The sequence below is a fragment of the Rhodococcus artemisiae genome (genome assembly GCF_036327795.1).
In the GTDB taxonomy this organism is placed as follows: Bacteria; Actinomycetota; Actinomycetes; order Mycobacteriales; family Mycobacteriaceae; genus Rhodococcus; species Rhodococcus artemisiae.
Map to the genome: position 1 here is coordinate 72,625 of NZ_JAUTXY010000016.1, position 26,013 is coordinate 98,637.

Below are 26,013 nucleotides of genomic sequence, written 5' to 3' on the forward strand. Positions count from 1 at the left end.
AGTGCACCCCGAAGTGGCATGCGACACGGTGGGAGCGCATGATCGGCCCATGACCGATTCCGCTGACGACACCCAGCACTCCGCGATGCTCCCGTCGCCGTCGCTGCGACCCGGTGCCGCCCCACAGCCGACTGTCTCGGCAGGTGCTGTACAGCCGACTCCGTCGGCGATGCGCCGGGCGTTGCGCCGCGCTCGAGACGGCGTGAGTCTCAACGTCGACGAAGCCACTGTGCTGTTGCAGGCGCGCGGCGCGGATCTCGACGACCTGTGTACGTCGGCGGCGCGGGTACGCGATGCGGGCCTGCTCGCGGAGGATCGTCCGGGAACCGTCACCTACTCGAGGAAGGTGTTCGTCCCGATCACGCGGTTGTGCCGCGACCGTTGTCACTACTGCACGTTCGTCACCGTCCCGGGCAGGCTTCGCGCCGAAGGCCGGGGTATGTACCTCGAGCCCGACGAGATTCTCGAGATTGCACGACAGGGCGCCGAACTAGGCTGCAAGGAAGCCTTGTTCACCCTCGGCGACAGGCCGGAGGACCGGTGGCCCGAGGCGAGACAGTGGCTCGACGAACGCGGATACGATTCGACGCTCGACTATGTGCGGGCGATGTCGATCCGGGTGCTCGAGGAGACCGGGCTGCTGCCGCACCTGAATCCGGGTGTGATGAGCTGGGCCGAGATCTCGCGGCTGAAGCCGGTGGCGCCGTCGATGGGCATGATGCTCGAGACGACGTCGGAGCGGTTGTTCACGGAGAAGGGCCAGTGCCATTACGGCAGTCCCGACAAGGAACCGTCCGTGCGGCTGCGGGTGCTCACCGATGCGGGTCGCTTGTCCGTGCCGTTCACCACGGGCATTCTCGTCGGCATCGGGGAGTCCTTCGTCGAGCGTGCCGAGTCGATCCTGGCGATCCGGAAGACACACAAGGCGTTCGGGCACATCCAGGAAGTCATCGTGCAGAACTTCCGGGCCAAGGACGACACCGCGATGCGCGACGTCGACGACGCCGCGCTCGACGAGTTTCTGGCCGCGATCGCGGTCTCACGTCTGATCCTCGGTCCGGGGATGCGAATCCAGGCGCCGCCCAACCTGGTGTCGCTCGACGAGTGCCGCGCGTTGCTCGCGGCGGGAGTCGACGACTGGGGTGGCGTGTCGCCGCTGACGCCGGATCACGTCAATCCTGAGCGTCCGTGGCCGAATCTCGACACGCTGGCCCGGCTCAGTGCCGAAGCAGGATTCCGGCTCACCGAACGAATCGCGGCGCAGCCGCAGTACGTGCTCGCCGGCCAGCCGTGGATCGACCCGAGAATCACGGCTCACGTTCGTGCACTCTCCGATCCGGAGACGGGCCTCGCGCAGCAGGTCATCCCGTCGGGGCTGCCGTGGCAGGAACCCGACATCGAATGGGAGTCGTCGGGACGTGTCGACCTCAACTCTGAGATCGACGTGACCGGACGCAACACCGTTCACCGCTCCGACCTGGGTAGTGCCTTCGGCGACTGGGACACCGTGCGCGAGCAGGTACTCGCGCTCGGCGAGTCTGCGCCGGTGCGGCTCGACAGTGATGTGCTGTCGGCCCTGCGGTCTGCGGAGCGCGACCCGGGCGGATGCTCCGACGCCGAGTACATCGCTCTCGCGAACGCCGACGGGGCGGGTCTCGAGGCGATGGTCGCGCTGGCAGATCAGCTGCGTCGCGACACGGTCGGCGACGACGTCACGTATGTCGTCAACCGGAACATCAACTTCACCAACATCTGTTACACGGGTTGTCGGTTCTGTGCGTTCGCGCAGCGCAAGGGCGACGCCGACGCCTTCACGCTCTCCTCGGAGGAGGTCGCCGACCGGGCGTGGGAAGCGCACGTCGCCGGGGCCACCGAGGTGTGCATGCAGGGAGGCATCGATCCCGAGCTTCCGGTGACCGGATACGCGGATCTGGTGCGCGCGGTCAAGGCGCGGGTGCCGTCGATGCACGTGCACGCGTTCTCGCCGATGGAGATCGTCAACGGTGTCGCGCGGAGTGGTACGTCCATCCGCGAATGGTTGACCGAGCTGCGCGAAGCCGGCCTCGACACGATTCCGGGCACGGCCGCGGAGATCCTCGACGACGAGGTGCGCTGGGTGCTCACGAAGGGCAAGTTGCCGACCGCGGAGTGGATCGAGGTCGTCACCACCGCGCATGAGGTGGGACTGCGGTCGAGTTCGACGATGATGTACGGGCACGTCGACCAGCCGCACCATTGGGTGGGGCACCTGAATGTGCTCCGTGGGATCCAGGACCGCACGGGCGGGTTCACCGAGTTCGTGCTGCTGCCGTTCGTGCATCAGTCGTCGCCGCTGTATCTGGCGGGTGCGTCCAGGCCGGGGCCGACGATGCGCGACAACCGTGCGGCGCACGCGTTGGCCCGCATCATGCTGCACGGTCGCATCGCGAACATCCAGACGAGCTGGGTCAAACTCGGTGTCGCGGGGACGCAGGCGATGCTCGAGGGCGGAGCCAACGATCTCGGTGGCACGTTGATGGAGGAGACGATCTCGCGGATGGCAGGTTCGCAGCACGGGTCGGAGAAAACCGTCGCCGAGCTGGTGGCGATCGCCGAGGGCATCGGGCGTCCTGCCCGTGAGCGCACCACCGCGTACGCCCGCCGTGAGATCGGCGTCACTGTCCGGTAGGTCCGACTCCCACGTCGGGGGCGGGTCAGGGCACCCTAACAGGAAGGTGGCCACCGGAGACGGTGGATACTGTTCGGTTGTGGGCGCCAGTGCGCCGATGCGCTGGGACCGTACCGGGTCGGCGGGCATTGTAGAGAGGCAGGGAGAACAGCAGTGACGTACACGATTGCGGAGCCGTGCGTGGACGTGTTGGACAAGGCATGCATCGAAGAGTGCCCGGTCGACTGCATCTACGAGGGTGGTCGCATGCTGTACATCCACCCGGACGAATGCGTGGACTGTGGCGCCTGCGAGCCCGTGTGCCCCGTCGAGGCGATCTTCTACGAAGACGACGTCCCGGACGAGTGGTCCGAGTACGTGCAGACCAACATCGACTTCTTCAAGGATCTCGGGTCTCCCGGTGGCGCGGCGAAGCTCGGCAAGGTCGATTACGACACGCCGTTCGTCAAGAACCTGCCTCCCATGGGTGAGGAATAGGCGCCTGTGGCCACACGTACACGCCGGTCGGTCGCACAGAGCCTTCCGGACTTTCCGTGGGATTCACTGACCGACGCGAAGGCGAAGGCTGCTGCGCACCCGGACGGGATCGTCAACCTCTCGGTGGGAACTCCCGTCGATCCGGTCGCACCGGTGATCCGGGAGGCGCTTGCCTCGGTTGCGGAGGAGCCCGGCTACCCCACGACACACGGCACGCCCGAGCTGCGGCAGGCCGCAGTGGGCGCGCTCGCGCGCCGCTACGGAATCACCGGCATCGACGAGGCAGCGGTTCTGCCTGCGATCGGCACCAAGGAGATGATCGCGTGGCTGCCGACCCTGCTGGGCGTCGGCGCCGCGGATCTCGTCGTCATCCCTGAACTCGCGTACCCGACCTACGAGGTCGGCGGGCTGCTCGCGGGTGCACGGTTGATCCGTGCCGACGGACTCACCCGCCTCGGGCCGGAGGGCGCGTCGCTGGTGTTCGTCAACTCGCCGTCGAACCCGACCGGCAAGGTGCTCGGTCTCGATCATCTGCGCAAGGTCGTCGACTGGGCCCGTACCCGGAACGCGATCGTCGTATCCGACGAGTGCTACCTCGGGCTCACGTGGGAGGGCGAGGCGCTCTCGATCCTGCATCCGAGTGTGAGCGACGGCGACCACACGAATCTGCTTGCGGTGCATTCGCTGTCGAAGACGTCGAACCTCGCGAGTTATCGCGCGGGATTCGTCACCGGCGACGCCGAACTCGTCGCCGACCTCCTCGAGGTGCGCAAGCACTCCGGCATGATGGTGCCGCTGCCGATCCAGGCCGCGATGACCGCGGCACTGAACGACGACGAGCACGAGAACATCCAGCGTGAGCGGTACCGGGTGCGTCGCGAGACGCTGCTCGAGGCCGTGCGCGGTGCCGGTTTCACCGTCGACCACTCCGAGGCCGGCCTCTATCTGTGGGCAACCCGCGGTGAAGAGTGTCGCACGACCGTCGACTGGTTCGCCGAACGAGGCCTCCTCGTTGCACCGGGCGAGTTCTACGGACCCGGCGGTGTACAGCACGTGCGGATCGCGTTGACCGCCACCGACGAGCGGATCGAGGCGGCGGCACAGCGACTGAAGTAATTCAGCGCACCGAGCGAATGTATCGTCCGTTCTGTTGATCGAGATGAACGATACATTCGCTCGTATGCGGTGGTGAGTACACCACCGCATTCGGCCCGCGGGCCTCGGTCTCGGCGCTACCCTGGGGCCCAGGAGGCACCATGGACGCCGTCACAGTTGTTCCTGAGCCGACGAACGAGCCGGTACACGGATACGCCCCGAGCAGCCCCGAGCGGGCCCGGCTGCTCCGCAAGCTTGCGGAGCTCTCCGCCGAACCGATCGATGTCGCCCACGTGATCGGGGGAGCGCACCTCCACGGCGAGGGCGATCGCATCGACATCGTCCAGCCGCACAACCACACTTCGGTGCTCGGCACCCTCCGCACTGCCACTGTGGCGGACGCAGCAGCTGCGGTCGATGCCGCGACCGCGGCGGCACCGGCGTGGCGTGACATGCCGTTCGATGCGCGTGCCGCGATCCTGCTGCGGGCCGCCGACCTGATGTCCGGCCCGTGGCGTGAGACCATCGCTGCTGCCACGATGCTCGGCCAGTCGAAGTCGGTGCAGCAGGCCGAGATCGACGCACCGTGCGAGCTGGTGGACTTCTGGCGGTTCAACGTGCACTTCGCACGCGGACTCCTCGCGGAGCAGCCGAAGTCGTCGTCGGGTGTGTGGAACCGGATGGACCACCGTCCGCTCGAAGGGTTCGTGTACGCCGTGACTCCGTTCAACTTCACGGCGATCGCCGGCAACCTGCCCACGGCGCCGGCGCTCATGGGCAACACCGTCGTCTGGAAGCCTTCACCCACGCAGTCCCTCGCTGCCTACTGGACGATGCGCGTCCTCGAAGCGGCCGGGCTGCCACCCGGGGTGATCAATCTGCTCACCGGCGACGGCAGAGCCGTGTCCGACGTGGTTCTGAGAGACCCCCGCTTCGCGGGTCTGCACTTCACCGGATCGGTCGCGACGTTCCGGCACCTGTGGAAGGAGATCGGCGGCAACCTCGACGCGTACCGGGCCTATCCGCGGATCGTGGGAGAGACCGGCGGAAAGGACTTCGTCGTCGCCCATCCTTCCGCAGACGCCGCTGTCCTGAGCACCGCGCTGATCCGCGGCGCGTTCGAGTACCAGGGGCAGAAATGCTCGGCGGCGTCGCGCGCGTTCGTGCCGCGCTCGGTGTGGTCGCGGATGCGGGAGGACTTCCTCGCGGAGGTCGATGCGCTCACCTACGGCGACGTCACCGATCTCTCCAATTTCGGTGGCGCATTGATCGATCGTCGCGCATACGAGAAGGTCGTCGGTGCCCTCGACCGCGCTCGGGACCGCGCCGCCGTGGAGTTCGCAGTCGGCGGTGGGTACGACCAGTGGGTCGGCTGGTTCGTGCGACCCACTGTGCTGCTCGTCGACGATCCCGGCGACGAAGCGCTCACCACCGAATTCTTCGGTCCGATCCTCGCCGTACACGTCTACGACGACACCGTGGCCGGTGCGTGGGAGAACGTGCTCGAGATGATCGACACCGCAACCCCGTACGCACTCACGGGGGCCGTGGTCGCGGAGGACCGCGCCGCGATCGAGCAGGCCTCTGCCGCGCTGAGGTTCACAGCGGGCAACTTCTACGTCAACGACAAGCCCACCGGCGCGGTCGTCGGACAGCAGCCGTTCGGCGGTGGTCGGCTCTCGGGCACCGATGACAAGGCGGGCTCACCGTTGAACCTGCTGCGCTGGGTGTCGCCGCGTGCGCTCAAGGAGACGTTCGTCCCGCCTACCGATCATCGCTACCCGCACATGGAACCCCAACGCGAGGTGGGGTCGTGACCAGCGCGGCCCCGAGCGGTGCGAGGTCGAATCCGCTGCGCGGTGTGCTGTCGAATCCGCTGCGCCCGGTCATTCTCACGGCCGCGAAATCGAACGCGGTGCGTCGCCTGGTCACGGTGGCGCCGCCCACCCGCCGGATCGTCGACCGATTCGTCGCCGGAACCACTCGCGCGGACGCGATGACCGTCGCCACGCAGTTGTTGGGCTCGGGCCGGGGCGTGAGCATCGATCATCTCGGCGAGAACACCCTCGACGTCGGGCAGGCGCGCGCCGTTGTCGGCGAATACTGTGACCTGCTCGCCGATCTGGGGACGCTCGGCGGAGCCACACCCGAGACGTTCACCGGTGCGCCCGCAGTCGAGGTGTCGGTCAAGCTCACCGCGCTGGGGTTGTCGCTCGGGACGGACGGCAGCAAGATCGCGCTCGACCACGCTCGGGAGATCTGCACCGCCGCGCAGGATGCGGGCGCGTGGGTCAGCATCGACGCCGAAGATCACACCGTCACCGACGACACGCTCGCGATCGTCCGCGACCTGCGCGCCGATTTCCCCGATGTCGGGGCGGTCGTGCAGGCGTATCTGCGGCGCACCGAAGGGGACTGTCGAGAACTGGTGGGGCCGCGGTCGCGGGTGCGGCTGTGCAAAGGCGCCTACGACGAGCCAGAGTCGGTGGCGTACCGGGACCGCGCCGAGGTCGATGCGTCGTATCTGCGCTGCCTGCAGATCCTCATGGCGGGCGACGGCTACCCGATGGTCGCCTCCCACGATCCCGCCTTCGTCACGGCGGTCGATCCGCTTGCCGCGGTCACGGGACGTGGCCGCGGAGAGTTCGAACATCAGATGCTGTTCGGGATTCGCGACAACGAGCAGCAGCGTCTGGCAGATGCCGGGCGCAGGGTGAGGGTCTACGTACCTTATGGGTCGCAGTGGTACGGCTATCTCATGCGACGCCTCGCCGAGCGCCCGTCCAACCTGCGTTTTTTCGTCCGTTCGCTCCTGAGCCGCGACTGAACGGACCACCTCGCCGGTAGATTGGCGCTCGTGAGCACCTCCGGCGACGACCCCCGTTCGTGGGTGCTCTATGCCGTCGTGGTGGCCCTGACCGCACTGATGGCAGCCCCCGGCCGAAGCGTCGCGAAGGGCTGGTGGTGGCCACCGCCGGTCGCTGCGATCGCATTGTGGGTGCTGGTCGCCGTGCCGTCGGTGATCCGGTTGATCTCGCCGTCGCTGCTCGATGTGTTCCGTCGCTACCCGGTCCGCACGCGTGACGGTGAATGGTGGCGGGTGCTCACGTCGGCGCTGACCCAGGACGGTGGTGTCGCCGGTACGGTCGGCAACCTGGTGATGTTTGCGATCGTCGCGATCGCGGCGGTGCGCGTCTGGGGGTGGCAGCGCGCGGTCGCATTGTTCGCCGTCGGACAGGTCTTGTGGGGGTTGTTCACCTCGTTCGTCGCGCCGTCGGTGGGGGCGGGAGTCTCCGGCGCGACGTTCGTGATGGCGGCGTCCCTCGCGGGTCTTTGGCCGGTGGTGGGGGCGCGGCGCACCTTGCTGGTGGCATCGGCCGGCACGTTCGTTGCCGGGGCGCTGTTGGTGGTACTCGACGATGCCCACGGTGTGGCGGTGCTGATCGGCATGCTTCTCGGGGCGGTGCTCGGAATCGTGCTCCCGCCGTCTCGGCAGGTCGCCGCGTCCGGCCCCGAGGTGCACGGTGGTCTCCGTTCCTGACCGTGCGCACAGCGATACGTGCGATCGGGGATCGCGACAGTATCGTGACAGCTGTGTCTGCACTACTGCGATCGCTGAACCCGCTTGCCGTCGCCCGCGGTGACGATGTGTCCGATGCCGTCCGGATAGACGGCCATACCTTGTCGCGCAGCGACATTCTCGGGGCGGCGACAGCGGTGGCCGCCCGCGTGTCGCGCGCCGAGCGGGTCGCGGTGCTCGCCACTCCCACGGCGACGACGATCGTGGCGGTTGTCGGCTGCCTGCTCGCGGGCGTCACGGTGGTACCGGTGCCGCCGGACTCGGGCCCCGCGGAACTCGCCCACATTCTGAAGGATTCGGGTGCACAGGCCTGGCTGGGGCCGGGGCCCGATACGGGTGATGCTGCTACGGGTGCGCAGGTGCCGGAACTTCCGGTGCTGCCGGTCCGACTGCACGCGCGCGATTGGCACCACGTACCGGAGCCGAGCCCGAAGAAGATCGCGTTCGTGCTCTACACCTCCGGCACCACGGGAGCCCCCAAGGGAGTGTTGCTCAGCCGTCAGGCGATTGCCGCCGGTCTCGACGCGCTCGTGCGGGCGTGGGACTGGACCGAGCGCGACACCCTCGTGCATGGGTTGCCGCTGTTCCACGTACACGGGCTGATCCTCGGTGTGCTCGGCCCACTTCGGGTGGGCAGCAGGCTGATCCACACGGGCAAGCCGACACCGCAGGCGTATGCGGAGGCCGCAGGCACACTCTATTTCGGTGTGCCCACAGTGTGGTCTCGTGTGGTCGAGGACGAAGAGTCCGCACGCGCTCTGGGACGTGCGCGACTGCTCGTCTCGGGCAGTGCGCCGCTTCCGGTGCCGGTATTCGAGAAGTTGCGTGAACTGACCGGGCAGGCCCCGATCGAGCGCTACGGCATGAGCGAGACGATGCTCACCGTGAGCACCCGTGCCGACGGTGAGCGTCGACCCGGCTGGGTGGGGGTACCGGTCGCCGGGGTGCAGACGCGGCTGCGCGACGAACACGGTGCCGACGTGCCCCACGATGGCGAGAGCATCGGCGTGCTGCAGGTGCGAGGTCCGATGTTGTTCGACGGCTATCTGGGTCGTCCCGAGGCCACGGCGGCATCGTGGACCGAGGACGGCTGGTTCGTCACCGGTGATGTCGCGGTGATCGATGCCGAGGGTTTTCATCGGATCGTCGGGCGGGAGTCGACGGATCTGATCAAGACGGGTGGCTTCCGGGTGGGGGCAGGGGAGATCGAAACCGTGCTCCTCGGGCATCGGTCGGTAAGAGAGGTTGCGGTTGCGGGGCTGGAAGACGATGATCTCGGCCAACGTATCGTCGCGTTCGTGGTTCCTCACGTCGATGGTCCGGAAGTGGTCGAGGAAGAGTTGATCACGCTTGTTGCTCAGCAGCTTTCGATCCACAAGCGCCCGCGTGAGGTGCGCGTGGTCGAGTCCTTGCCGCGCAACGCGATGGGAAAGGTACAGAAGAAACTGTTGCAGTAGTGACGTTGGCGGAACATTCTCCGGCCGAGTGCCGATGCCGACGGAAAGTCGACACACAGTCGGCTCGGGGGTTGCGTGTGCCACACTCCAGGGCGGATTGTCTACTGCAGAGTAAGTAGGTCTACTCACTTCGATGGGGGTTCGAGGTATGTCTTTGACGGATCAGGTTCGCGACACCGAGCAAGCGCTTCGTCCGGATCGCTATGACGGCGCGAGCCCGGCCTTCATGGTCGACGGCAAGCCCGCGTCGGTTCCGCTTCGCGACCTGCCGGCAGTGGCGCGCAAGCTGGTCGCGCACTTCGCCGACAATGTCGCACCGTGCTCACTGCGTCCCGGAGAGTCGTTGCGGGGCGACGTCACCGAAGTCACCGTCCGGTGTTTGCGCATCGCGATCCACCTGCTCGATTCCGGCGAACTCCCGTCGGACGCCGATCTCGCAGATCTGCGCAGCAGCGCAGCACAGTGGGCGCGGGCGGGATTCCGCCTCGAATACATGCTGCGCATCTACCACGAGGGCATCCGCCTCGGCTGGGAACTCGTCAGTGACCGTGCCCGCGAGGGCGACGTCATGTCGGTCGCGGATGCCTCGCGGCTGTGGATGGCACTGCTCGAACGCGTCACCGTGACCGCCACGACCGGATTCGTCTCGGAACTCGAGGTCATTCGCCGCGAGCGTGACGTCGCCGCACAGGAACTCATCGCTGCACTGCTCAGCGGACAGGATGCCGCGTCGGTCGCGCGTCGTTCCGGGCTCGAACTCGCCGACGGATACACCGTGCTCGCCGTGTCGCTGGCCCGGCACCCCGACGAGCGGAATCCGCACGTGCGCCCCGAAGTCGTCGCACGCCGGACCCTGCGCCGCGTCGAGGTCGAACTGGAAGCCATCTGCGACGGCAAACACCTGGCACTGCTCGGCCCCGAAGGGGGGACGGTGCTGCTCGCGGGGGCGTCGACGTCGCCCGTGGTCGACGACCTGCGCCGCCGGATCGAGACGGTGGCCGGTGTGTCGGTGACGGTGGCGCTGGTGCACGCGTCCGTACCGGAAGTTCCGGCAGCGGCGAAGCAGGCCCACGAACTGCTCGACCTCGTCCGATTGCTGGGACGCCCGGTCGGCACGTACGGGATGCACGATCTTGCTCTCGAGTACCAGCTGACCCGTCCGGGGCCGGCGCGGCAGTACCTCGCGCGTGTCCTCGACCCGCTCGACGACTCACCCGAACTCGTCGAGACCCTCGAGACGCACATCTCGCACGACCTGAGCCGGCAGCTGACCGCACGCACACTGCACGTGCACGCCAATACCGTCGACTACCGGCTCAAGCGGGTTTCCCAGCTGACCGGTTTCGACCCCACGCGGCCCTCGGGCCTGCGGCAGTTGCAGGCTGCGCTGATCGCCCGGCGGCTCGAAGGACTGGGCGCGGATCGCGAGTTCCTCGCCGCCCAGTAAGTTCTCGCCCCATGCACACGGGGCTGGGCCCGGCGCTCGGCTGGGCCCAGCCTCCGTCAGGATGCGGGGCGGTCGGCTGCCTCAACGGAAACAGCGGGGTGGAACCGGCGCCAGACGATGCCGATCACGGTGATGACCACGAAGAGCGCGGCGGTGGCCGTGAGCTGCGCGCGGGCATCGGAGTCGGAGAGCATCAAGGCGATGAACGCGACGAGCATGGCGAGCGTGAACCAGCTCAGGTAGGGGAACGCCCACATCTTCAGTTTCAGCGTGCCGTCCTGCTCGAACTGCCGCCGCAGCCGCAGGTGTGCGACCACGATGAAGAGCCAGATCGCGATCAATGCCGAGCCGACTGCGTTGAGCAGGATCCCGAGGATCTGATCGGGAAGCAGCCAGTTCAGCCACACGCTGACGAAGCCGAAGAAGACCGACACCAGCACTGCGTTGCGGGGCACTCCGTTGTGTGAGAGCTTGCCGAGCCACGCCGGTCCGTCCCCGCCGCGCGCGAGGGAGTACGCCATCCGTGAGGTTCCGTACACGTTCGCGTTGAACGCCGACAGCAGCGCGATCACGACGACGAGTTCCATGAATCCGGAAACGTAGGGGATCCCGGCGATATCGAGGACGGACACGAACGGCGAGGTGTCGCCGCTCGCGGTGGTCCACGGCAACACGAGCACCATGATCGCGATCGAGCCGAAGTAGAACAGGCTGATACGCCAGACGACCGAGCGGACGGCGGTGGCGATCGACCGTTCCGGATCCTTCGATTCGGCAGCGGCGATCGTGACGATCTCGATGCCGCCGAACGCGAACGCGACCGCGAGCAGGCCGGCGGCGATGCCTGCGATGCCGTTGGGCGCGAACCCGTCGCCGTCGCCGAGCAGATGCACCGTGCCGACCGGATCGGTGCCGGGCAGCAGACCGAACACCAACAGCACACCCAGCACGAGGAAACCGAGGATGACGGCGACCTTCAAAGCGGCGAACCAGAATTCGAACTCACCGAAATTCGCGACCCGCGCGAGGTTGACCACGGCGAAGAAGGTGACGAACACGAGCGCCACAACCCATTGGGGCACACCGGGAAGCCACGACTGCACGATTGCCGATGCGCCGGTGATCTCGACGCCCAGGACCATGATCAGCATGAACCAATACAGCCAGCCCATCGTGAATCCGGCCCAGCGGCCGATTCCGATGCGGGCGTAGTGCGAGAACGACCCCGACACCGGTAACGCCGCGCCCATTTCGCCGAGCATCCGCATCACGAAGATGATCATGATGCCTGCGAGGACATACGAGACGAGGACGGCGGGACCCGCCGCTGCGATACCCACACCCGAGCCGAGGAACAGGCCCGCGCCGATCGCGGAGCCGAGCCCCATCATGGTCAGATGTCGGACTTTGAGCCCGCTCCCGAGGTTCTGCGGTTCGGTTGCGGGCGACTCGGCTGTGCTCAAGGGACCCTACTCAGTCGTTGGCGTGGAGGGCTGCGTTCAGCTCTACGCCGGTGCCCTTGTTCGGGACCACTTCGACAGCACCACTGACCGAGTTGCGGCGCAGCATGAGATTGGACTTGCCGTTGAGTTCCTTGGCCTTGACGACGGTGCCGTCGGGGCCGGTGACCTTGGTTCCGGCGGTGACATACAGGCCGGCCTCGACGATGCAGTCGTCGCCGAGCGAGATGCCCACACCGGCGTTCGCGCCCAGGAGGCAGCGCTTGCCGATGGAGATGACTTCCTTGCCGCCACCCGACAGGGTGCCCATGATCGAGGCGCCGCCGCCCACGTCGGAGCCGTCGTCGACGACGACGCCCGCGGAGATCCGGCCTTCGACCATCGAGTTGCCGAGAGTACCGGCGTTGAAGTTGACGAAGCCCTCGTGCATCACGGTGGTGCCGGACGCAAGGTGCGCACCGAGGCGGACGCGGTCGGCGTCGGCGATGCGGACACCGGACGGCACGACGTAATCGACCATGCGTGGGAACTTGTCGACTCCGTAGACGGTGACGGGGCCGCGGATGCGCAGGCGTGAACGGACGAGTTCGAAGCCTTCGACCGCGCAGGGACCGTAGTTGGTCCACACGACGTTCGCGAGAAGTCCGAAGAGGCCGTCGAGGTTGATGCCGTGCGGCTGGACGAGACGATGGGAGAGCAGGTGCAGACGCAGGTAGGCGTCGTGTGCGTCGACGGGTGCCTGCGACAGGTCGGCGATGGTGGTGCGGACCGCGACCTGGTTGACGTCGCGCGCCTCGTCGGTCCCCGCGAGCAGCGCGAGGTCGGACGGGATGTCCTTGCCTTCGAGCCGCGTCGTCCCGGTATCGGTGTGTTCGCCCAGCGTGGGGGCCGGGAACCAGGTGTCGAGGACGGTGCCGTCCGTCGCGATGTTCGCGATGCCTACTGCTGATGCTCCGTGTGCACTCACGGTCGAGAAGCGTACGCGAGGCACCCGCACTCCTGTGTAGGCCCTGTGAAAAACCGATGCCGAACCTGTGAAAAACGAGGATTCCGTATTGTGCGGCTATGGCCGCACCGCATCTCGACCTGCACGCCGACCCGATCGACCTCACCGCAGCGCTGGTGGATATTCCCAGCGTGTCGCAGGACGAATCGGTCATTGCCGACGCGGTCGAAAGGGCGCTGCGCGAACAGACGTCCGGGTTCGAGGTGATTCGCAGTGGTAACGCCGTCCTGGCTCGCACCGACCGCGGTCTCGGCAGCCGGGTGATGCTGGCCGGTCACCTCGACACGGTGCCGATCGCCGACAATGTGCCGTCGCGGCGCGAGGGCGACCTGATGTACGGGTGCGGGACCTCCGACATGAAGTCGGGCGACGCGGTGTTCCTGCATCTCGCGGCGACCGTCGCCGAACCCGTCCACGATCTGACGCTCGTGTTCTACGACTGTGAGGAGATCGCAGCCTCCTTCAACGGACTCGGCCGAATCGAGACCGATCTGCGCGAGTGGCTCGACGCTGACGTCGCGATCCTCGGCGAGCCCACAGGTGGGCTGATCGAAGCGGGCTGTCAGGGGACGCTGCGGGTGAGGATCACCACGGGCGGCGTGCGAGCACATTCGGCAAGGTCCTGGCTCGGCGACAATGCGATCCACAAACTCGCGCCCGTGCTCGACCGACTGTCTCGGTACGAAGCGCGGTCGGTCGACATCGACGGCTGTGTGTACCGCGAAGGACTGTCCGCCGTGCGGCTCGGCGGGGGAGTGGCCGGCAATGTCGTGCCCGATGCGGCGGAGGTCGATGTCAATTTCCGGTTCGCACCGGATCGCAGCCCCGATGCGGCTCTCGCGCATGTGAAGGAGGTCTTCGCGGGCCTCGACATCGAGATGGAACTGACCGACATGTCGCCGGGCGCTCTGCCCGGCCTGTCGAACCCTGCCGCGGCAGCTCTGGTGGCGGCGGCCGACGGTCGGTTCCGCGCGAAATACGGATGGACCGACGTGTCGCGGTTCGCGTCCCTGGGGATCCCCGCCGTCAACTACGGTCCGGGCGACCCGAACCTCGCGCACAAGCGGGACGAGAACGTGGACGTGCGTCACATCACCGAGGTGACCGCAGTGCTCCGCGGGTACCTCACCCGATAACGTGACCGACATGCCAGGCGACGAACCCCCCACGAACTCCGACAGTCGACGCGATCGCGACGAGATCGTGCATCGGGGACCCGTGCAGTTGCGCGGCGACCGTGCGTTCGAGTCCACCATGATGGATCAGCGCCTCCTCGACCGACGCGGCCCCGCCGACTGGGTGCACACCGACCCGTGGCGGGTCCTGCGGATCCAGAGCGAATTCGTCGAGGGGTTCGGTGCGCTCGCCGAGGTCCCGCGCGCCGTCGCGGTGTTCGGGTCGGCGCGTACACCCACGGACCACGCGGACTACGCGATCGGTCGTCGCCTCGGTGCCGCACTCGTCGATGCGGGTTACGCCGTGATCACCGGTGGCGGGCCCGGAGCGATGGAGGCCGCCAACCGCGGGGCGAGCGAGTCGGGCGGATTCTCGATCGGCCTGGGCATCGAACTGCCCTTCGAGCAATCTCTCAACGACTGGGTGGATCTGGGTCTGAACTTCCGGTACTTCTTCGCGCGCAAGACGATGTTCGTGAAGTATTCGCAAGCGTTCGTCTGTCTGCCGGGCGGGTTCGGAACGCTCGACGAGTTGTTCGAAGCCGTCACGCTGGTGCAGACCCACAAGATCACCCAGTTCCCGATCGTGTTGTTCGGCACCGAGTACTGGTCGGGGCTGCTCGACTGGATCCGCGCGACGATGCTGCGCGAGGGCAAGATCTCGGCCGAGGACTTCGACCTGATCTCGGTGACCGACAGCATCGAGGAAGCGGTACAGATCATCGTCGCCGCGCACCGAGGTGAGGACGAGCACGAGCTCTACGGTGAGGAGGCCTCGTGGTGAGTGAGTCCGGCCTGGCGGTGTGCGTCTACTGTGCGTCCGGTCCGGTGGACAAGTCGTACCTCGAGTTCGCGAGCGCGGTCGGCACGGCGCTGGGACGACGCGGATGGCGGTTGGTTTCCGGCGGAGGCAACGTGTCGATGATGGGTGCGATCGCCGAGGCCGTCCGCGCCGCAGGTGCGCACACCGTCGGGGTCATCCCGAAGGCACTTGTGCACCGCGAGGTCGCCGACGTCGATGCGGACGAGCTCGTCGTCACCGACACCATGCGGCAGCGCAAGGAGATCATGGAGACCCGAGCCGACGCGTTCATCACCCTGCCCGGCGGAATCGGCACACTCGAGGAGCTGTTCGAGACCTGGACCGCGGGATACTTGGGGATGCACGACAAGCCTATGGTGCTGCTCGACCCGGTTGGGCACTACACCGGTTTGCTCACGTGGCTCGAGTCGATGGTCGACACCGGGTTCGTGGCTCGGCGTGCGCTCGATGCTTTGCAGGTCACCGGTGAAATCGAGGATGCGCTCGATCGGTGTGGCGCGGCCGCGCGAGTGTAGAGGGGGTTTCGCTGGGAGGATCGATTATCTACTCTTCGGTAAGTTCGGGGGAACCGTGACTTCGTCCGAACCCGCTGCCCTGCCGACCGCCGTGAGGAACGAAGTTGACCAACCCCGTGTCCACCGAGCGTGATTCGACCGTATCCCCGATCGGTCTGCTTGCCCAACTACCGACCATGTTGCCCGATGCGCCGAGCCTGCTGCGCGGAGCGCTCGGGATGACCCGCACCCCGAAGGCCCGCGAAACGATCGGGTCGGTGTTCCAGAAGCTCGCCGACCGTCGGCCCGATCAGCCGTTCCTGCGCTTCGACGGCGACACGCTGAGCTACGGCGACGCGAATGCACAGGTCAACCGGTACGCGGCCGTGCTGACTGCGCGGGGAGTGCAGGTCGGTGACGTAGTCGGCATCCTCATGGCGAACCGACCCGAGGCGCTCCTCATCACACTCGCAGCGGTCAAGCTCGGCGCCGCGGCCGGCATGCTCAACAATCACCAGCGTGGGGACGTGCTCGCCCACAGCCTCGGACTGCTCGACAGCCGAGTCCTCGTGTTCGGCGAAGAGTGCGAAGAGGCGATCGAGTCCCTCGACGGGCCGCCGCAGGCAGAGGCGGTGTTGCGCGTCGACGAACTGGACTCACTCGCCGCCGAGGCCGATTCCGCGAACCCGGCGGTCACCGAACGCCTGCAGGCATCCGAGACCGCGTACTACATCTTCACGTCCGGCACGACGGGTCTGCCCAAGGCCAGCAAGATGTCGCACTTCCGCTGGCTGAAATCGATGTCCGGGCTCGGCGGGCTGGGTGTGCGCCTGCGTCGTGACGACACCCTGTACTGCTGCCTGCCGCTCTATCACAACAACGCATTGACGGTTGCGCTTTCGTCGGTGCTCGGCTCGGGCGCGACCCTGGCGTTGGGCCGCAAGTTCTCTGCGTCGGGATTCTGGTCGGATGCCCGTCGCAACGGTGCCACCGCGTTCATCTACATCGGTGAGATCTGCCGCTACCTGCTCAACCAGCCCGAGCGTCCCGACGACCGCGACAACGGCATCCGGCTGATGGTGGGCAATGGACTGCGACCCGAGATCTGGACCGAGTTCACCGAACGCTTCGGAATCGACCGTGTTGCGGAGTTCTACGGTGCGAGCGAATGCAACATCGCGTTCATCAACGCCCTCAACCAGACCCGCACCGCGGGAATCTGCCCCCTGCCGCACGCGGTGGTGGACTACGACCCCGATACGGGCAAGGCACGACGCGGTGCGGATGGGAATCTGAAGAGCGTCCGGCGAGGTGAGGTAGGTCTGCTCCTCGCGAAGGTCACATCCCGTGCCCCCTTCGACGGCTACACCGATCCCGACGCGACCGAGGCCAAGCTCGTCCGCAACGGGTTCGACGACGGAGACATCTGGTTCGACACCGGCGACCTCGTCCGCAAACAGGGCTTCATGCACGTGGCGTTCGTCGATCGTCTCGGCGACACCTTCCGATGGAAGGGCGAGAACGTCGCGACAACCCAGGTCGAAGGGGCAGTGTCGTCGCACGACTCGATCGCCGAAGCGGTCGTCTACGGGGTCGAGGTGCCCGGCGTCGAAGGTCGTGCGGGCATGGCTGCGGTGACGCTGAAACCGGACACGACATTCGACGGTGAGGAGCTCTCCGCAGCATTGCACCGCGCGCTCCCGGACTACGCCGTTCCGCTGTTCGTGCGGATCGTCGACGAGCTCGAGCACACGACGACCTTCAAGAGTCGCAAGGTGGATCTGCGTAAGCAGGGCTACACCGACACCGGCTCCGACGGACTGTTCGTCCTCGAGAATCGCTCGGAGGGATACCGCCGCCACTACGACGGATACGTCGATGCAGTAGCGCGGGGTGAAATCCCCCGGCGCTGATCATGTCAGGATGGGAGCCATGACCGGTTCCGCCGCAGAGGTTCCCGAGTTGCCCGCGCAGCCCGACGCGCGCCCATCCGGGCCCGCGTCTCCGACGCTGGACCGACCGTCTCCGACGCTCGACCGACGACCGTCTCCGACGCTCGACCGACGACCGTCTCCGACGCTGTGCGGTCGACCGGTCGCGACCGACCGCGCCCTCGTGATGGCGATCGTCAACCGCACCCCGGACTCCTTCTACGACCGAGGTGCGACGTTCACCGACGACGCTGCGCTCGCCGCCGTCGACCGGGCCGTTGCGGAGGGTGCCGATCTCGTGGACATCGGCGGCGTCAAGGCGGGCCCCGGGGATCTCGTCGACACCGCCGAGGAGATCAGGCGGGTGGTGCCCTTCGTCGCAGCGATCCGTGAGCGGTACCCGGATGTGATCATCAGCGTCGACACGTGGCGCAGCGCAGTGGCCCGCCGCTCGGTTGCCGAAGGCGCTGACCTGATCAACGACACGTGGGCGGGTGCAGACCCCGAGCTCGTCGATGTCGCAGCCGAGCTCGGTGCGGGCATCGTGTGCTCCCACACCGGTGGCGCGATCCCTCGGACGCGCCCCCACCGGGTGCGGTACACCGACATCGTCGAGGAGGTCGCTGCCGTGGTCGTCGGAGCCGCCGAGGACGCCGCGCGACGAGGTGTCGCGGCCGATTCGATCCTCATAGATCCGACGCACGACTTCGGGAAAAACACCCATCACGGGCTCGAATTGTTGCGGCACGTGGACGTTCTCGTAAAAAGCGGGTGGCCTGTGCTCATGGCCCTCAGTAACAAGGACTTCGTAGGCGAGACTCTGGGTGTCGAACTCGCCGAGCGGTTGGAGGGCACATTGGCAGCGACAGCATTGTCCGCGGCAGCAGGCGCGAGGGTGTTCCGGGTGCACGAGGTCGCAGCGACCCGGCGCGTGGTCGACATGACGGCGGCGATCATCGGGACCCGCCGGCCCGCACGCACGGTCAGGGGGCTGGCATGAGCGCCCCCACACGCACGTGGAGCGAAGCGAACAGTTGGGACCGTCCCGGGTGGACGGTCGGCGAACTCGAGCGTGCGAAGGCAGGGCGCACGGTCACGGTGGTGTTGCCCGCCCTCGACGAGGAGGAAACCGTCGGGAAGGTCGTCGATACGATCCATCCGCTCCTGGGTGGTCTCGTCGATGAACTGGTGGTGCTCGATTCGGGTTCCACGGACGACACCGTGGGCCGTGCCCGTGCCGCCGGTGCACGCACGATCTCACGCGAGGAAGCGGTGCCAGGTCTGCCACCGGTGCCAGGCAAGGGCGAGGTCCTGTGGCGGTCGATCGCGGCGACATCCGGAGATCTGATCGCGTTCGTCGATTCCGATCTCATCAACCCGGACCCGGCGTTCGTGCCCAAGCTCCTCGGCCCACTGCTGCTCGGCGACGGGATCCACCTCGTCAAAGGTTTCTACCGTCGACCCCTGCGGGTCAGCGGCGCAGAGGAGGCCTCCGGCGGTGGCCGGGTCACCGAACTGGTCGCGCGGCCGCTGCTCGCGGCACTGCGGCCGGAACTTACATGTGTGCTCCAACCTCTCGGAGGTGAATACGCGGGTACCAGGGAGCTGCTGCAGTCGGTTCCGTTCGCGCCGGGCTACGGCGTGGAGATCGGACTTCTGCTCGATACGTACGACCGGCTCGGTCTCGATGCGATCGCACAGGTCAACCTGGGGGTGCGCAAACATCGGAACCGCCCCCTGTCCGAGCTCGGTGCGATGAGCCGGCAGATCGTCGGAACCATGCTGGGTCGCTGCGGAATCGCGGACTCGGGTTCACCGCTGACCCAGTTCGTCGTCGACGGCGACGCGTTCAGTCCCGTCGAGACCCACGTGAGTCTCGAGGACCGTCCACCGATGGTGACGATCACCGGCTGACTCGGATGTCGGCGCGGCGTGTCAAGATCGAGGAATGCTGACGGTCCTGCTGTACGTGCTCGTCATCGTCGTCGTCGGCGCCGCGCTGTACTTCGTCGCGAGCGTGGTGTTCGGGCGGGGTGAGGCGCTCGCGCCCATCCCGCCCGGCACCACCGCGACGGTCCTGCCTGCGTCCGACGTGACGGGGACGGACGTGCGAGATCTGCGCTTCCAGCAGACGCTGCGCGGATACAAGATGGGCGAGGTCGACTGGGCGCTCGATCGGCTCGCCCGCGAGATCGACGAACTCCGGGCCCGGATCGAAGAATACGAAGGGCCGGCCGAGACCCTCGGCGACGACGCGCCGGTGTCCGAGGATCCGGTCGTCGAGGAACCCGGGGGGACCGAGGCGAAGGACGTGTCGGAGGAGCGGGACGCAGACGAAGACCGAGACGAAGCAGATGAAGAGGCCACCTCATGACCGAGGTCGTACGGGTGCGGTGCCCCTGGGCGATCGATCGCCCAGGCGAGACGCTCTACCGCGACTACCACGACACGGAGTGGGGACGCGAGCTGCACGGTCGCGACGAGCTGTTCGAGCGGCTCGCCCTGGAAGCGTTCCAGTCGGGTCTGTCGTGGTTGACGATCCTGCGTAAGCGCGAGGGGTTCCGTGCGGCGTTCGACAGTTTCGACGTCGATGTCGTGGCTCGCTACGACGACGAGAAGATCGCTGAGCTGATGGCCGATGCGAGCATCGTCCGCAACCGGCGCAAGATCGAGGCTGTGGTGTCGAACGCGCGAGCGGTGCTCGACCTCGACGATTCCGACCTCGATACCTTGCTGTGGTCGTTCGCGCCGGCGCGGCGCGCCCACCGACTCGACTCCGTCGATCGGATTCCGGCGGTGACCCCGGAATCGACGGCGATGGCGCGTGAGCTCAAGCGCAGGGGTTTCCGTTTTGTGGGCCCCACCACGGCGTATGCCCTCATGCAGGCCACCGGGATGGTCGACGACCACATCGCGCAGTGCTGGGTTCGAACGGACGCTTGACCTACATCGTGTGGGCGCGCGCGGGAGTCCGCTGTCCAGCGAGGACCGCGATAGGGAACAATGGTGGAGCGCGCATCGTCGACCGCGACGAGGCAACCACACGGTAACCCACGCGCCCGGAGGTCGGGTGCAGATTTGGAGGGAGCAGAGGATGGCGGCCATGAAGCCCCGGACCGGGGACGGTCCCCTCGAAGCAACCAAAGAGGGACGAGGAATCGTCATGAGGGTTCCACTCGAGGGCGGCGGACGTTTGGTCGTCGAGCTCACGCCGGACGAGGCTGCGGCCCTCGGCGACGAACTCAAGAGTGTCACCAGCTGATCAGCGCCTCTTTCGACGTTTCCGGGCCTCGCGCTGTTGTATGTGCGCGGGGCCCGGTTTCGTACCGGCGGAAGCTGCCGCGTACGTCGTGGATGAAGGGAAACCATGCTCGACTCGGTGATCGACCTCCTCGCGTGCCCGCAGTGTGAGTCCGCGCTGGACCTCGATGACACAGCGGTGTTGTGCGAACGAGGCCACAGCTTCGACATCGCGCGGCAGGGATACGTCTCGCTCTTGACCGGCGCGGCGACCCGGTTCACCGGCGATACCGCGGAGATGATCGCCGACCGCGCTGCCTTCCTCGGCGCCGGCCACTACGACCCGATTCGCGACGCGGTGGCGGCGGCGTGCGCGTCCGTCCCGTCGGATTCGGGCGTGCTCGAGGTTGGCGCGGGAACCGGCCAGTACCTCGCGTCGGTGCTCGACGGGATGCCCGGTGCGCGAGGCATCGGACTCGATGTGTCGAAGCCGGCGGTGCGTCGTATCGCCCGGAGCCATCCCCGGGCCGGCGCCGTCCTGGCAGACGCGTGGGCACAGATCCCGGTGCGGTCCGGGACGCTCGGTCACGTGCTGTCGGTGTTCGCCCCGCGCAATGCATCCGAGGTGCACCGGATCCTCGAGCCGGGCGGGGCGCTCGTGGTGGCCACTCCGACCCCGGAGCACCTGCGTGAACTGGTGTCGCTGCCCGGGATGGTCAGCGTCGACGAACACAAGACCGAACGCTTGTCGGCCGCGTTGTCCGGCCTGTTCGAGCGACACGACCGGACCGAGATTCGGTTCGCGATGGAGTTGACCCGCCAGGCACTCGACGCTCTCGTGGGTATGGGTCCGTCCGCCTTCCACCTCACCGCGCAGCAACGCGCCGAGATGGTGGAGGTGCTGCCCGACGGATTCGAGGTGACCGCGTCGGTGACGGTGTCGACCTGGGTCCGACGGCCCGGTGACAGGCACCGCCAGAACGGTGCCTTCAGCGGCGACTGATCGCGTCCTGGTAGACAGCGAGGGTGTCGCGCGCGATCTGCGCCCACGAGAACTCGTTGATCGCCCGTGCGCGTCCCGCCCGCCCGAATTCGGCCGCACGTACGGGATCGGAGGCGAGGTCGTTGACAGCATCCGCGAGTGCGTGTTCGTAGACCGCGGGTTCGTACGAGTTGTAGTGCACGAGTGTGCCGGTGACGCCGTCCTGCACGACCTCGGGAATTCCGCCCACATCCGACGCCACCACGGCGGTCTCGCAGGCCATCGCTTCGAGGTTGACGATGCCGAGCGGCTCGTAGACCGAGGGGCACACGAACACCTGCGCGGCAGCGAGCAGTTCGCGGACCGATTCGCGTGGGAGCATCTCCTGCACCCAGATGACGTTGCCCCGTGAACTCTGCGCCTCGGCGACGGCCCGTTCGGTGTCCGCTGCGAGTTCGGGGGTATCGGGGGCGCCCGCACACAACACGAGCTGGATCTCGGGTGCGATGCGGTGCGCGGCCGCGATCAGATGGCCGAGGCCTTTCTGCCGGGTGATACGTCCGACGAACACGGCGATCGGAGCCGCGGGGTCGACACCGATGGCCGGAAGCACCGATTCGGCGCCCGGCGTGACGGGGCCCGGGTGCCATGCCGAAGTGTCGATCCCGTTGCGCACCACATGGACACGCGCGGGGTCGACGAACGGGTACGCATCGAGGACATCGAGCCGCATGCCGTCGCTGACAGCGATGACGGCGTCCGCGTACTGCACGGCGTTTCGCTCGGACCACGACGAAATCCGGTAACCGCCACCGAGCTGTTCGGCTTTCCACGGGCGCCGAGGCTCGAGCGAGTGAGCGGTGAGGATATGCGGGACGTCGTACAGTTCGGCGGCGAGGTGGCCGGCCAGGCCCGAGTACCAGGTGTGTGAGTGGACGATGTCCGCTCCGGCCGCTCCGTGGGCCATGCGCAGTTCCGCCGACAGGGTGGTCAACGCGGCGTTGGCTCCGGCGAGAGCCGGGTCGGGGGAGTACACGATCGCGGTCTCGCGGGGTGCCCCCATACAGTGCACGTCGACCTCGCACAGTCGCCGTAGCTGCGACACGAGCTCGGTTACGTGAACGCCTGCGCCGCCGTATACCTCGGGCGGATATTCCCGTGTCATCATTGCCACCCGCACTGCATCAAACTATCGGGCCGCCGAACTTCCGGCCACTCGATCCCGAACGCCGGGGCAACGAGCCACCTGCGGCAGCCGAGGATGCGGGACCGATTGCTACTTGTTCCTACTTGGCTGGCGGCATCGTGGGCAGTGCGGATAGGTTGAGCGTGTGAGGAGCCAGCCACATGTGCTTGGAATCGTGCTCGCCGGCGGCGAGGGTAAGCGGCTGTATCCGTTGACCGCGGACCGCGCGAAGCCCGCGGTGCCGTTCGGAGGTGCGTACCGGCTGATCGACTTCGTGCTGAGCAACCTCGTCAACGCGGGTTATCTACGGATCTGTGTGCTGACTCAGTACAAGTCGCATTCACTCGATCGGCACATCTCCCAGACCTGGCGATTGTCCGGCTTCACCGGCGAGTACATCACCCCGGTGCCCGCACAGCAGCGCCTCGGGCCGCGCTGGTACACCGGCAGCGCCGACGCGATCCTGCAATCGCTGAATCTCGTGTACGACGAGGACCCCGAATACATCGTGGTGTTCGGCGCGGACCACGTCTACCGGATGGACCCCGAGCAGATGGTGCGTCAGCACATCGAATCCGGCGCCGGCGTCACCGTCGCGGGGATCCGGGTCCCGCGCAGCGAGGCGTTCGCATTCGGATGCATCGACAGCGACGAGACAGGCCGCATCACGCAGTTCCTCGAGAAGCCGGCACACCCGCCCGGCACGCCCGACGACCCCAACGTCACCTTCGCCTCCATGGGCAACTACGTTTTCACCACCAAGGTGCTGGTCGAGGCATTGCGGGCCGATTCGGAGAACTCGGACTCCGACCACGACATGGGCGGCGACATCATCCCCGCGCTCGTGTCGCAGGGCGCCGCGCACGTCTACGACTTCAACGACAACGTGGTGCCGGGCGCCACCGAACGCGATCGCGCCTACTGGCGCGATGTCGGAACGCTCGACGCGTTCTACGACGCACACATGGATCTCGTGTCCGTCCATCCCATCTTCAACCTCTACAACAAGCGCTGGCCCATCCGCGGGGCCGCTGAGAACCTTCCGCCGGCGAAGTTCGTGCAGGGCGGTCTCGCGCAGGAGTCGATTGTCGGGGCCGGAAGCATTCTGTCGGCCGCTACCGTCCGCAATTCGGTGCTCAGTTCCAATGTCATGGTCGAGGACGGCGCCACCGTGGAAGGCAGTGTGGTGATGCCCGGGGTCCGGATCGGCAAGGGCGCAGTCGTGCGTCACGCGATTCTCGACAAGAACGTCGTCGTCGGAGACGGCGAGATCATCGGAGTCGACCTCGAGCGCGACCGTCAGCGTTTCGCGGTGAGCAACGGCGGAGTCGTCGCCATCGGCAAGGGTGTGTGGATCTAGCTCACCTCAGGCGCGCACGGCACTTACCTCGGACGCACAGCGTTCGGATCATGCGCACAGCGTTCAGCTCATGCGCACAGCGCACAGCAGTCCGTCGCCGAGCGGCAGTACCACCGGTGCCAGCCGGTCGTCCTGAGAGATTGCGCGCGCGGCCTCACGAACAGCGAGCACGGTCGAGTCCCTGGCGGCCGGGTCGGCGACGCGTCCGTCGAGCAGGGCGTTGTGCAGCACGATGACACCGCCGGGTCTGAGCAGTCGGACTCCCTCTCGGACGAAGTGGGGGTGGTCGGCGGGGGTGGCGTCGACGAAGACGAGGTCGTATCCGGAATCGGCGAGGCGCGGCAGTACATCGAGTGCGCGGCCGTTGATCAGCCTGGTGCGGGAGGCGACCACCCCGCTGTCCCGGAACGCGATCTTCGCGGCGCGGTGGTGCTCGGGTTCGCTGTCGATGGTGGTGAGTACACCGTCCTCGCGCACTCCGTGGAGCAACCACAGGCCGCTCACGCCGGCGCCGGTTCCGATCTCGACGACAGTGCGCGCATCGAGCATGCGCGCGAACAGGGACAACGCTGCGCCCACGGACGGAGAAACGGGTTCGGCACCGAGGTCGAGGGCGCGTTCGCGTGCGTTGACGAGAGCGTCGTCCTCGACAACGACGTTCTCCGCGTGGGCCAGAATCCGGTCGGCATTGGTCTGCACCCTGATGAGGCTATCCTCGCGACCGCATCAGTGCAGGCAGGCGCGCCCCAGAATCCCGCGTTCATGGTTTCTCAGGTGACTTTCAGGGTACTCATACGGCGTCCACATCGCTGTGGTGAAAAGTGATGGTCGGATACGCAACAGACCGCAGGTTCGACGATCGTCAGGCATCGGTCGGAAGTGACGCAACGGGAAGGCGGCGGGGAAATAGAATCCCGCGCCAGAGCGTTGCACACCGGAGAATGTCGTTTTCGATCAGCGGTCCCGAAGAGGAGGATCCACCGATCCACATGCAAAGATCCGACACTGTCCCCACCCCCGACATGTTGACGCCCACCGACGCCGACCTGAGTGGCACAGCGGTGTTCGATGCTACAGGCGATCGTGCCGCCATGCCGTCATGGGACGAGTTGGTACGTCAGCACGGCGACCGTGTGTACCGCCTTGCCTACCGTCTTTCCGGCAACGCGCAGGATGCCGAAGATCTCACCCAGGACACGTTCATCCGGGTGTTCCGTTCACTGCAGGACTACCAGCCGGGCACTTTCGAGGGTTGGTTGCATCGAATCACCACGAATCTCTTCCTCGACATGGTGCGCCGCCGGAATCGCATCCGGATGGAAGCTCTGCCGGAGGACTACGATCGGGTACCGGCCCACGGGCCGAACCCCGAGGAGATCTATCACGACGCCCACCTCGGTGCCGACCTGCAGTCCGCACTGGACTCGCTGGCACCGGAGTACCGTGCCGCAGTAGTGCTCTGTGACATCGAGGGACTCTCCTACGAGGAGATCGGTGCCACACTGGGGGTCAAGCTCGGTACGGTGCGTAGCCGCATCCACCGGGGCCGCCAGGCGCTGCGCGAGCACCTGCGCGAGCATGGGAAGGTCGAAGTCGGTCGCGTCGATGCGGGGTAGCCGCCAGGAGGATTTG

24 protein-coding genes are annotated in these 26,013 nt (G+C 67.0%); 20 read left to right on the forward strand and 4 right to left on the reverse strand.

Features of this window, described 5'->3' with window-relative positions; genetic code table 11:
• Window positions 1-49 precede the first annotated feature (49 nt).
• From Q7514_RS26715 to Q7514_RS26750, 8 genes are all read left to right on the forward strand, one after another.
• Window positions 50-2,668: a bifunctional FO biosynthesis protein CofGH gene (locus tag Q7514_RS26715; RefSeq protein ID WP_330136298.1), complete on the forward strand. Its 2,619-nt coding sequence runs from the start codon at window positions 50-52 to the stop codon at window positions 2,666-2,668.
• A gap of 153 nt (window positions 2,669-2,821) precedes the next feature.
• Window positions 2,822-3,145, forward strand: a complete 324-nt coding sequence (fdxA, locus tag Q7514_RS26720; RefSeq protein ID WP_054719028.1) for a ferredoxin — start codon at window positions 2,822-2,824, stop codon at window positions 3,143-3,145.
• Window positions 3,146-3,151: 6 nt separating this feature from the next.
• Window positions 3,152-4,261, forward strand: coding sequence for a succinyldiaminopimelate transaminase (gene dapC, locus Q7514_RS26725; RefSeq protein ID WP_330136299.1), 1,110 nt, complete (start codon window positions 3,152-3,154; stop codon window positions 4,259-4,261).
• A 140-nt stretch (window positions 4,262-4,401) separates the two neighbouring features.
• Complete coding sequence (gene pruA, locus Q7514_RS26730) at window positions 4,402-6,057, forward strand: L-glutamate gamma-semialdehyde dehydrogenase (protein ID WP_330136300.1); 1,656 nt, start codon at window positions 4,402-4,404, stop codon at window positions 6,055-6,057.
• Complete coding sequence (locus tag Q7514_RS26735) at window positions 6,054-7,067, forward strand: proline dehydrogenase family protein (protein ID WP_330136301.1); 1,014 nt, start codon at window positions 6,054-6,056, stop codon at window positions 7,065-7,067. The genes pruA and Q7514_RS26735 overlap by 4 nt, the downstream gene beginning before the upstream one ends.
• Window positions 7,068-7,097: 30 nt before the next feature.
• Window positions 7,098-7,781 carry a rhomboid family intramembrane serine protease gene (locus Q7514_RS26740; protein WP_330136302.1) on the forward strand — a complete coding sequence of 228 codons (684 nt, stop codon included), beginning with the start codon at window positions 7,098-7,100 and terminating at the stop codon, window positions 7,779-7,781.
• 53 nt (window positions 7,782-7,834) lie between these two features.
• Window positions 7,835-9,277, forward strand: coding sequence for an acyl-CoA synthetase (locus tag Q7514_RS26745; protein WP_330136303.1), 1,443 nt, complete (start codon window positions 7,835-7,837; stop codon window positions 9,275-9,277).
• Window positions 9,278-9,503: 226 nt separating this feature from the next.
• Window positions 9,504-10,724 (forward strand): PucR family transcriptional regulator, encoded by a 1,221-nt coding sequence (locus Q7514_RS26750; RefSeq protein WP_330136392.1) that lies wholly within the window; start codon window positions 9,504-9,506, stop codon window positions 10,722-10,724.
• Between the two features lie 56 nt (window positions 10,725-10,780).
• Here Q7514_RS26750 and Q7514_RS26755 read toward each other — a convergent pair whose 3' ends face one another.
• Together Q7514_RS26755 and dapD are read right to left on the reverse strand one after the other, a co-directional pair.
• Window positions 10,781-12,115, reverse strand: coding sequence for an amino acid permease (locus Q7514_RS26755; RefSeq protein WP_408016196.1), 1,335 nt, complete (start codon window positions 12,113-12,115; stop codon window positions 10,781-10,783).
• A gap of 82 nt (window positions 12,116-12,197) precedes the next feature.
• Window positions 12,198-13,151, reverse strand: a complete 954-nt coding sequence (dapD, locus tag Q7514_RS26760) for a 2,3,4,5-tetrahydropyridine-2,6-dicarboxylate N-succinyltransferase (RefSeq protein ID WP_330136304.1) — start codon at window positions 13,149-13,151, stop codon at window positions 12,198-12,200.
• Window positions 13,152-13,249: 98 nt separating this feature from the next.
• On the opposite strand from dapD, the gene dapE reads away from it, so the two are divergent.
• The 10 genes from dapE to Q7514_RS26810 all read left to right on the forward strand — a co-directional run bounded on the left by dapE (window position 13,250) and on the right by Q7514_RS26810 (window position 21,856).
• On the forward strand, window positions 13,250-14,326 hold the full coding sequence (gene dapE / locus Q7514_RS26765; RefSeq protein ID WP_330136305.1) for a succinyl-diaminopimelate desuccinylase: 1,077 nt from the start codon (window positions 13,250-13,252) through the stop codon (window positions 14,324-14,326).
• 10 nt (window positions 14,327-14,336) lie between these two features.
• Window positions 14,337-15,149 carry an LOG family protein gene (locus Q7514_RS26770; RefSeq protein ID WP_330136306.1) on the forward strand — a complete coding sequence of 271 codons (813 nt, stop codon included), beginning with the start codon at window positions 14,337-14,339 and terminating at the stop codon, window positions 15,147-15,149.
• Window positions 15,143-15,703 carry an LOG family protein gene (locus Q7514_RS26775; RefSeq protein ID WP_330136307.1) on the forward strand — a complete coding sequence of 187 codons (561 nt, stop codon included), beginning with the start codon at window positions 15,143-15,145 and terminating at the stop codon, window positions 15,701-15,703. Before Q7514_RS26770 ends, Q7514_RS26775 begins: the two co-directional genes overlap by 7 nt.
• 116 nt (window positions 15,704-15,819) lie before the next feature.
• On the forward strand, window positions 15,820-17,595 hold the full coding sequence (locus Q7514_RS26780; protein ID WP_330136394.1) for a long-chain-acyl-CoA synthetase: 1,776 nt from the start codon (window positions 15,820-15,822) through the stop codon (window positions 17,593-17,595).
• A gap of 19 nt (window positions 17,596-17,614) precedes the next feature.
• Window positions 17,615-18,613 (forward strand): dihydropteroate synthase, encoded by a 999-nt coding sequence (gene folP / locus Q7514_RS26785; protein WP_330136308.1) that lies wholly within the window; start codon window positions 17,615-17,617, stop codon window positions 18,611-18,613.
• A complete protein-coding gene (locus Q7514_RS26790; RefSeq protein WP_330136309.1) occupies window positions 18,610-19,527 on the forward strand; it encodes a glucosyl-3-phosphoglycerate synthase in 918 nt (305 codons plus the stop codon). Before folP ends, Q7514_RS26790 begins: the two co-directional genes overlap by 4 nt.
• Window positions 19,528-19,561: 34 nt before the next feature.
• Window positions 19,562-19,987, forward strand: coding sequence for a DivIVA domain-containing protein (locus Q7514_RS26795; RefSeq protein ID WP_330136310.1), 426 nt, complete (start codon window positions 19,562-19,564; stop codon window positions 19,985-19,987).
• Window positions 19,984-20,556, forward strand: a complete 573-nt coding sequence (locus Q7514_RS26800) for a DNA-3-methyladenine glycosylase I (protein ID WP_330136311.1) — start codon at window positions 19,984-19,986, stop codon at window positions 20,554-20,556. The genes Q7514_RS26795 and Q7514_RS26800 overlap by 4 nt, the downstream gene beginning before the upstream one ends.
• A gap of 151 nt (window positions 20,557-20,707) precedes the next feature.
• Entirely contained in the window at window positions 20,708-20,875 is a 168-nt protein-coding gene (locus tag Q7514_RS26805) for a DUF3117 domain-containing protein (RefSeq protein WP_011211259.1), read from the forward strand.
• 105 nt (window positions 20,876-20,980) lie between these two features.
• Window positions 20,981-21,856 carry a putative RNA methyltransferase gene (locus Q7514_RS26810; RefSeq protein ID WP_330136312.1) on the forward strand — a complete coding sequence of 292 codons (876 nt, stop codon included), beginning with the start codon at window positions 20,981-20,983 and terminating at the stop codon, window positions 21,854-21,856.
• Here Q7514_RS26810 and glgA read toward each other — a convergent pair.
• Complete coding sequence (gene glgA, locus Q7514_RS26815) at window positions 21,843-23,015, reverse strand: glycogen synthase (RefSeq protein WP_330136313.1); 1,173 nt, start codon at window positions 23,013-23,015, stop codon at window positions 21,843-21,845. The genes Q7514_RS26810 and glgA overlap by 14 nt on opposite strands.
• 151 nt (window positions 23,016-23,166) lie before the next feature.
• Between glgA and glgC the strand changes: the two genes are divergently transcribed.
• Entirely contained in the window at window positions 23,167-24,381 is a 1,215-nt protein-coding gene (gene glgC / locus Q7514_RS26820) for a glucose-1-phosphate adenylyltransferase (protein ID WP_132471581.1), read from the forward strand.
• Between the two features lie 63 nt (window positions 24,382-24,444).
• On the opposite strand, the gene Q7514_RS26825 is transcribed toward glgC, so the two are convergent.
• Complete coding sequence (locus tag Q7514_RS26825; RefSeq protein WP_330136314.1) at window positions 24,445-25,080, reverse strand: O-methyltransferase; 636 nt, start codon at window positions 25,078-25,080, stop codon at window positions 24,445-24,447.
• A gap of 290 nt (window positions 25,081-25,370) precedes the next feature.
• Here Q7514_RS26825 and sigE point away from each other — a divergent pair, with 290 nt between their 5' ends.
• Window positions 25,371-25,997: an RNA polymerase sigma factor SigE gene (gene sigE, locus Q7514_RS26830; protein ID WP_330136315.1), complete on the forward strand. Its 627-nt coding sequence runs from the start codon at window positions 25,371-25,373 to the stop codon at window positions 25,995-25,997.
• Window positions 25,998-26,013: the final 16 nt, after the last annotated feature.

Excerpts from the sequence above, each read along its gene's own strand:
- Q7514_RS26715 (WP_330136298.1), top strand. The coding sequence starts at position 50 with ATGACCGATTCCGCTGACGACACCCAGCACTCCGCGATGCTCCCGTCG.
- pruA (WP_330136300.1), top strand. The coding sequence starts at position 4,402 with ATGGACGCCGTCACAGTTGTTCCTGAGCCGACGAACGAGCCGGTACAC.
- Q7514_RS26750 (WP_330136392.1), top strand. The coding sequence starts at position 9,504 with ATGGTCGACGGCAAGCCCGCGTCGGTTCCGCTTCGCGACCTGCCGGCA.
- Q7514_RS26755 (WP_408016196.1), bottom strand. The coding sequence starts at position 12,115 with ATGATGGGGCTCGGCTCCGCGATCGGCGCGGGCCTGTTCCTCGGCTCG.
- dapE (WP_330136305.1), top strand. The coding sequence starts at position 13,250 with ATGGCCGCACCGCATCTCGACCTGCACGCCGACCCGATCGACCTCACC.
- Q7514_RS26770 (WP_330136306.1), top strand. The coding sequence starts at position 14,337 with ATGCCAGGCGACGAACCCCCCACGAACTCCGACAGTCGACGCGATCGC.
- folP (WP_330136308.1), top strand. The coding sequence starts at position 17,615 with ATGACCGGTTCCGCCGCAGAGGTTCCCGAGTTGCCCGCGCAGCCCGAC.
- Q7514_RS26790 (WP_330136309.1), top strand. The coding sequence starts at position 18,610 with ATGAGCGCCCCCACACGCACGTGGAGCGAAGCGAACAGTTGGGACCGT.
- Q7514_RS26795 (WP_330136310.1), top strand. The coding sequence starts at position 19,562 with ATGCTGACGGTCCTGCTGTACGTGCTCGTCATCGTCGTCGTCGGCGCC.
- Q7514_RS26800 (WP_330136311.1), top strand. The coding sequence starts at position 19,984 with ATGACCGAGGTCGTACGGGTGCGGTGCCCCTGGGCGATCGATCGCCCA.
- Q7514_RS26805 (WP_011211259.1), top strand. The coding sequence starts at position 20,708 with ATGGCGGCCATGAAGCCCCGGACCGGGGACGGTCCCCTCGAAGCAACC.
- Q7514_RS26810 (WP_330136312.1), top strand. The coding sequence starts at position 20,981 with ATGCTCGACTCGGTGATCGACCTCCTCGCGTGCCCGCAGTGTGAGTCC.
- sigE (WP_330136315.1), top strand. The coding sequence starts at position 25,371 with ATGCAAAGATCCGACACTGTCCCCACCCCCGACATGTTGACGCCCACC.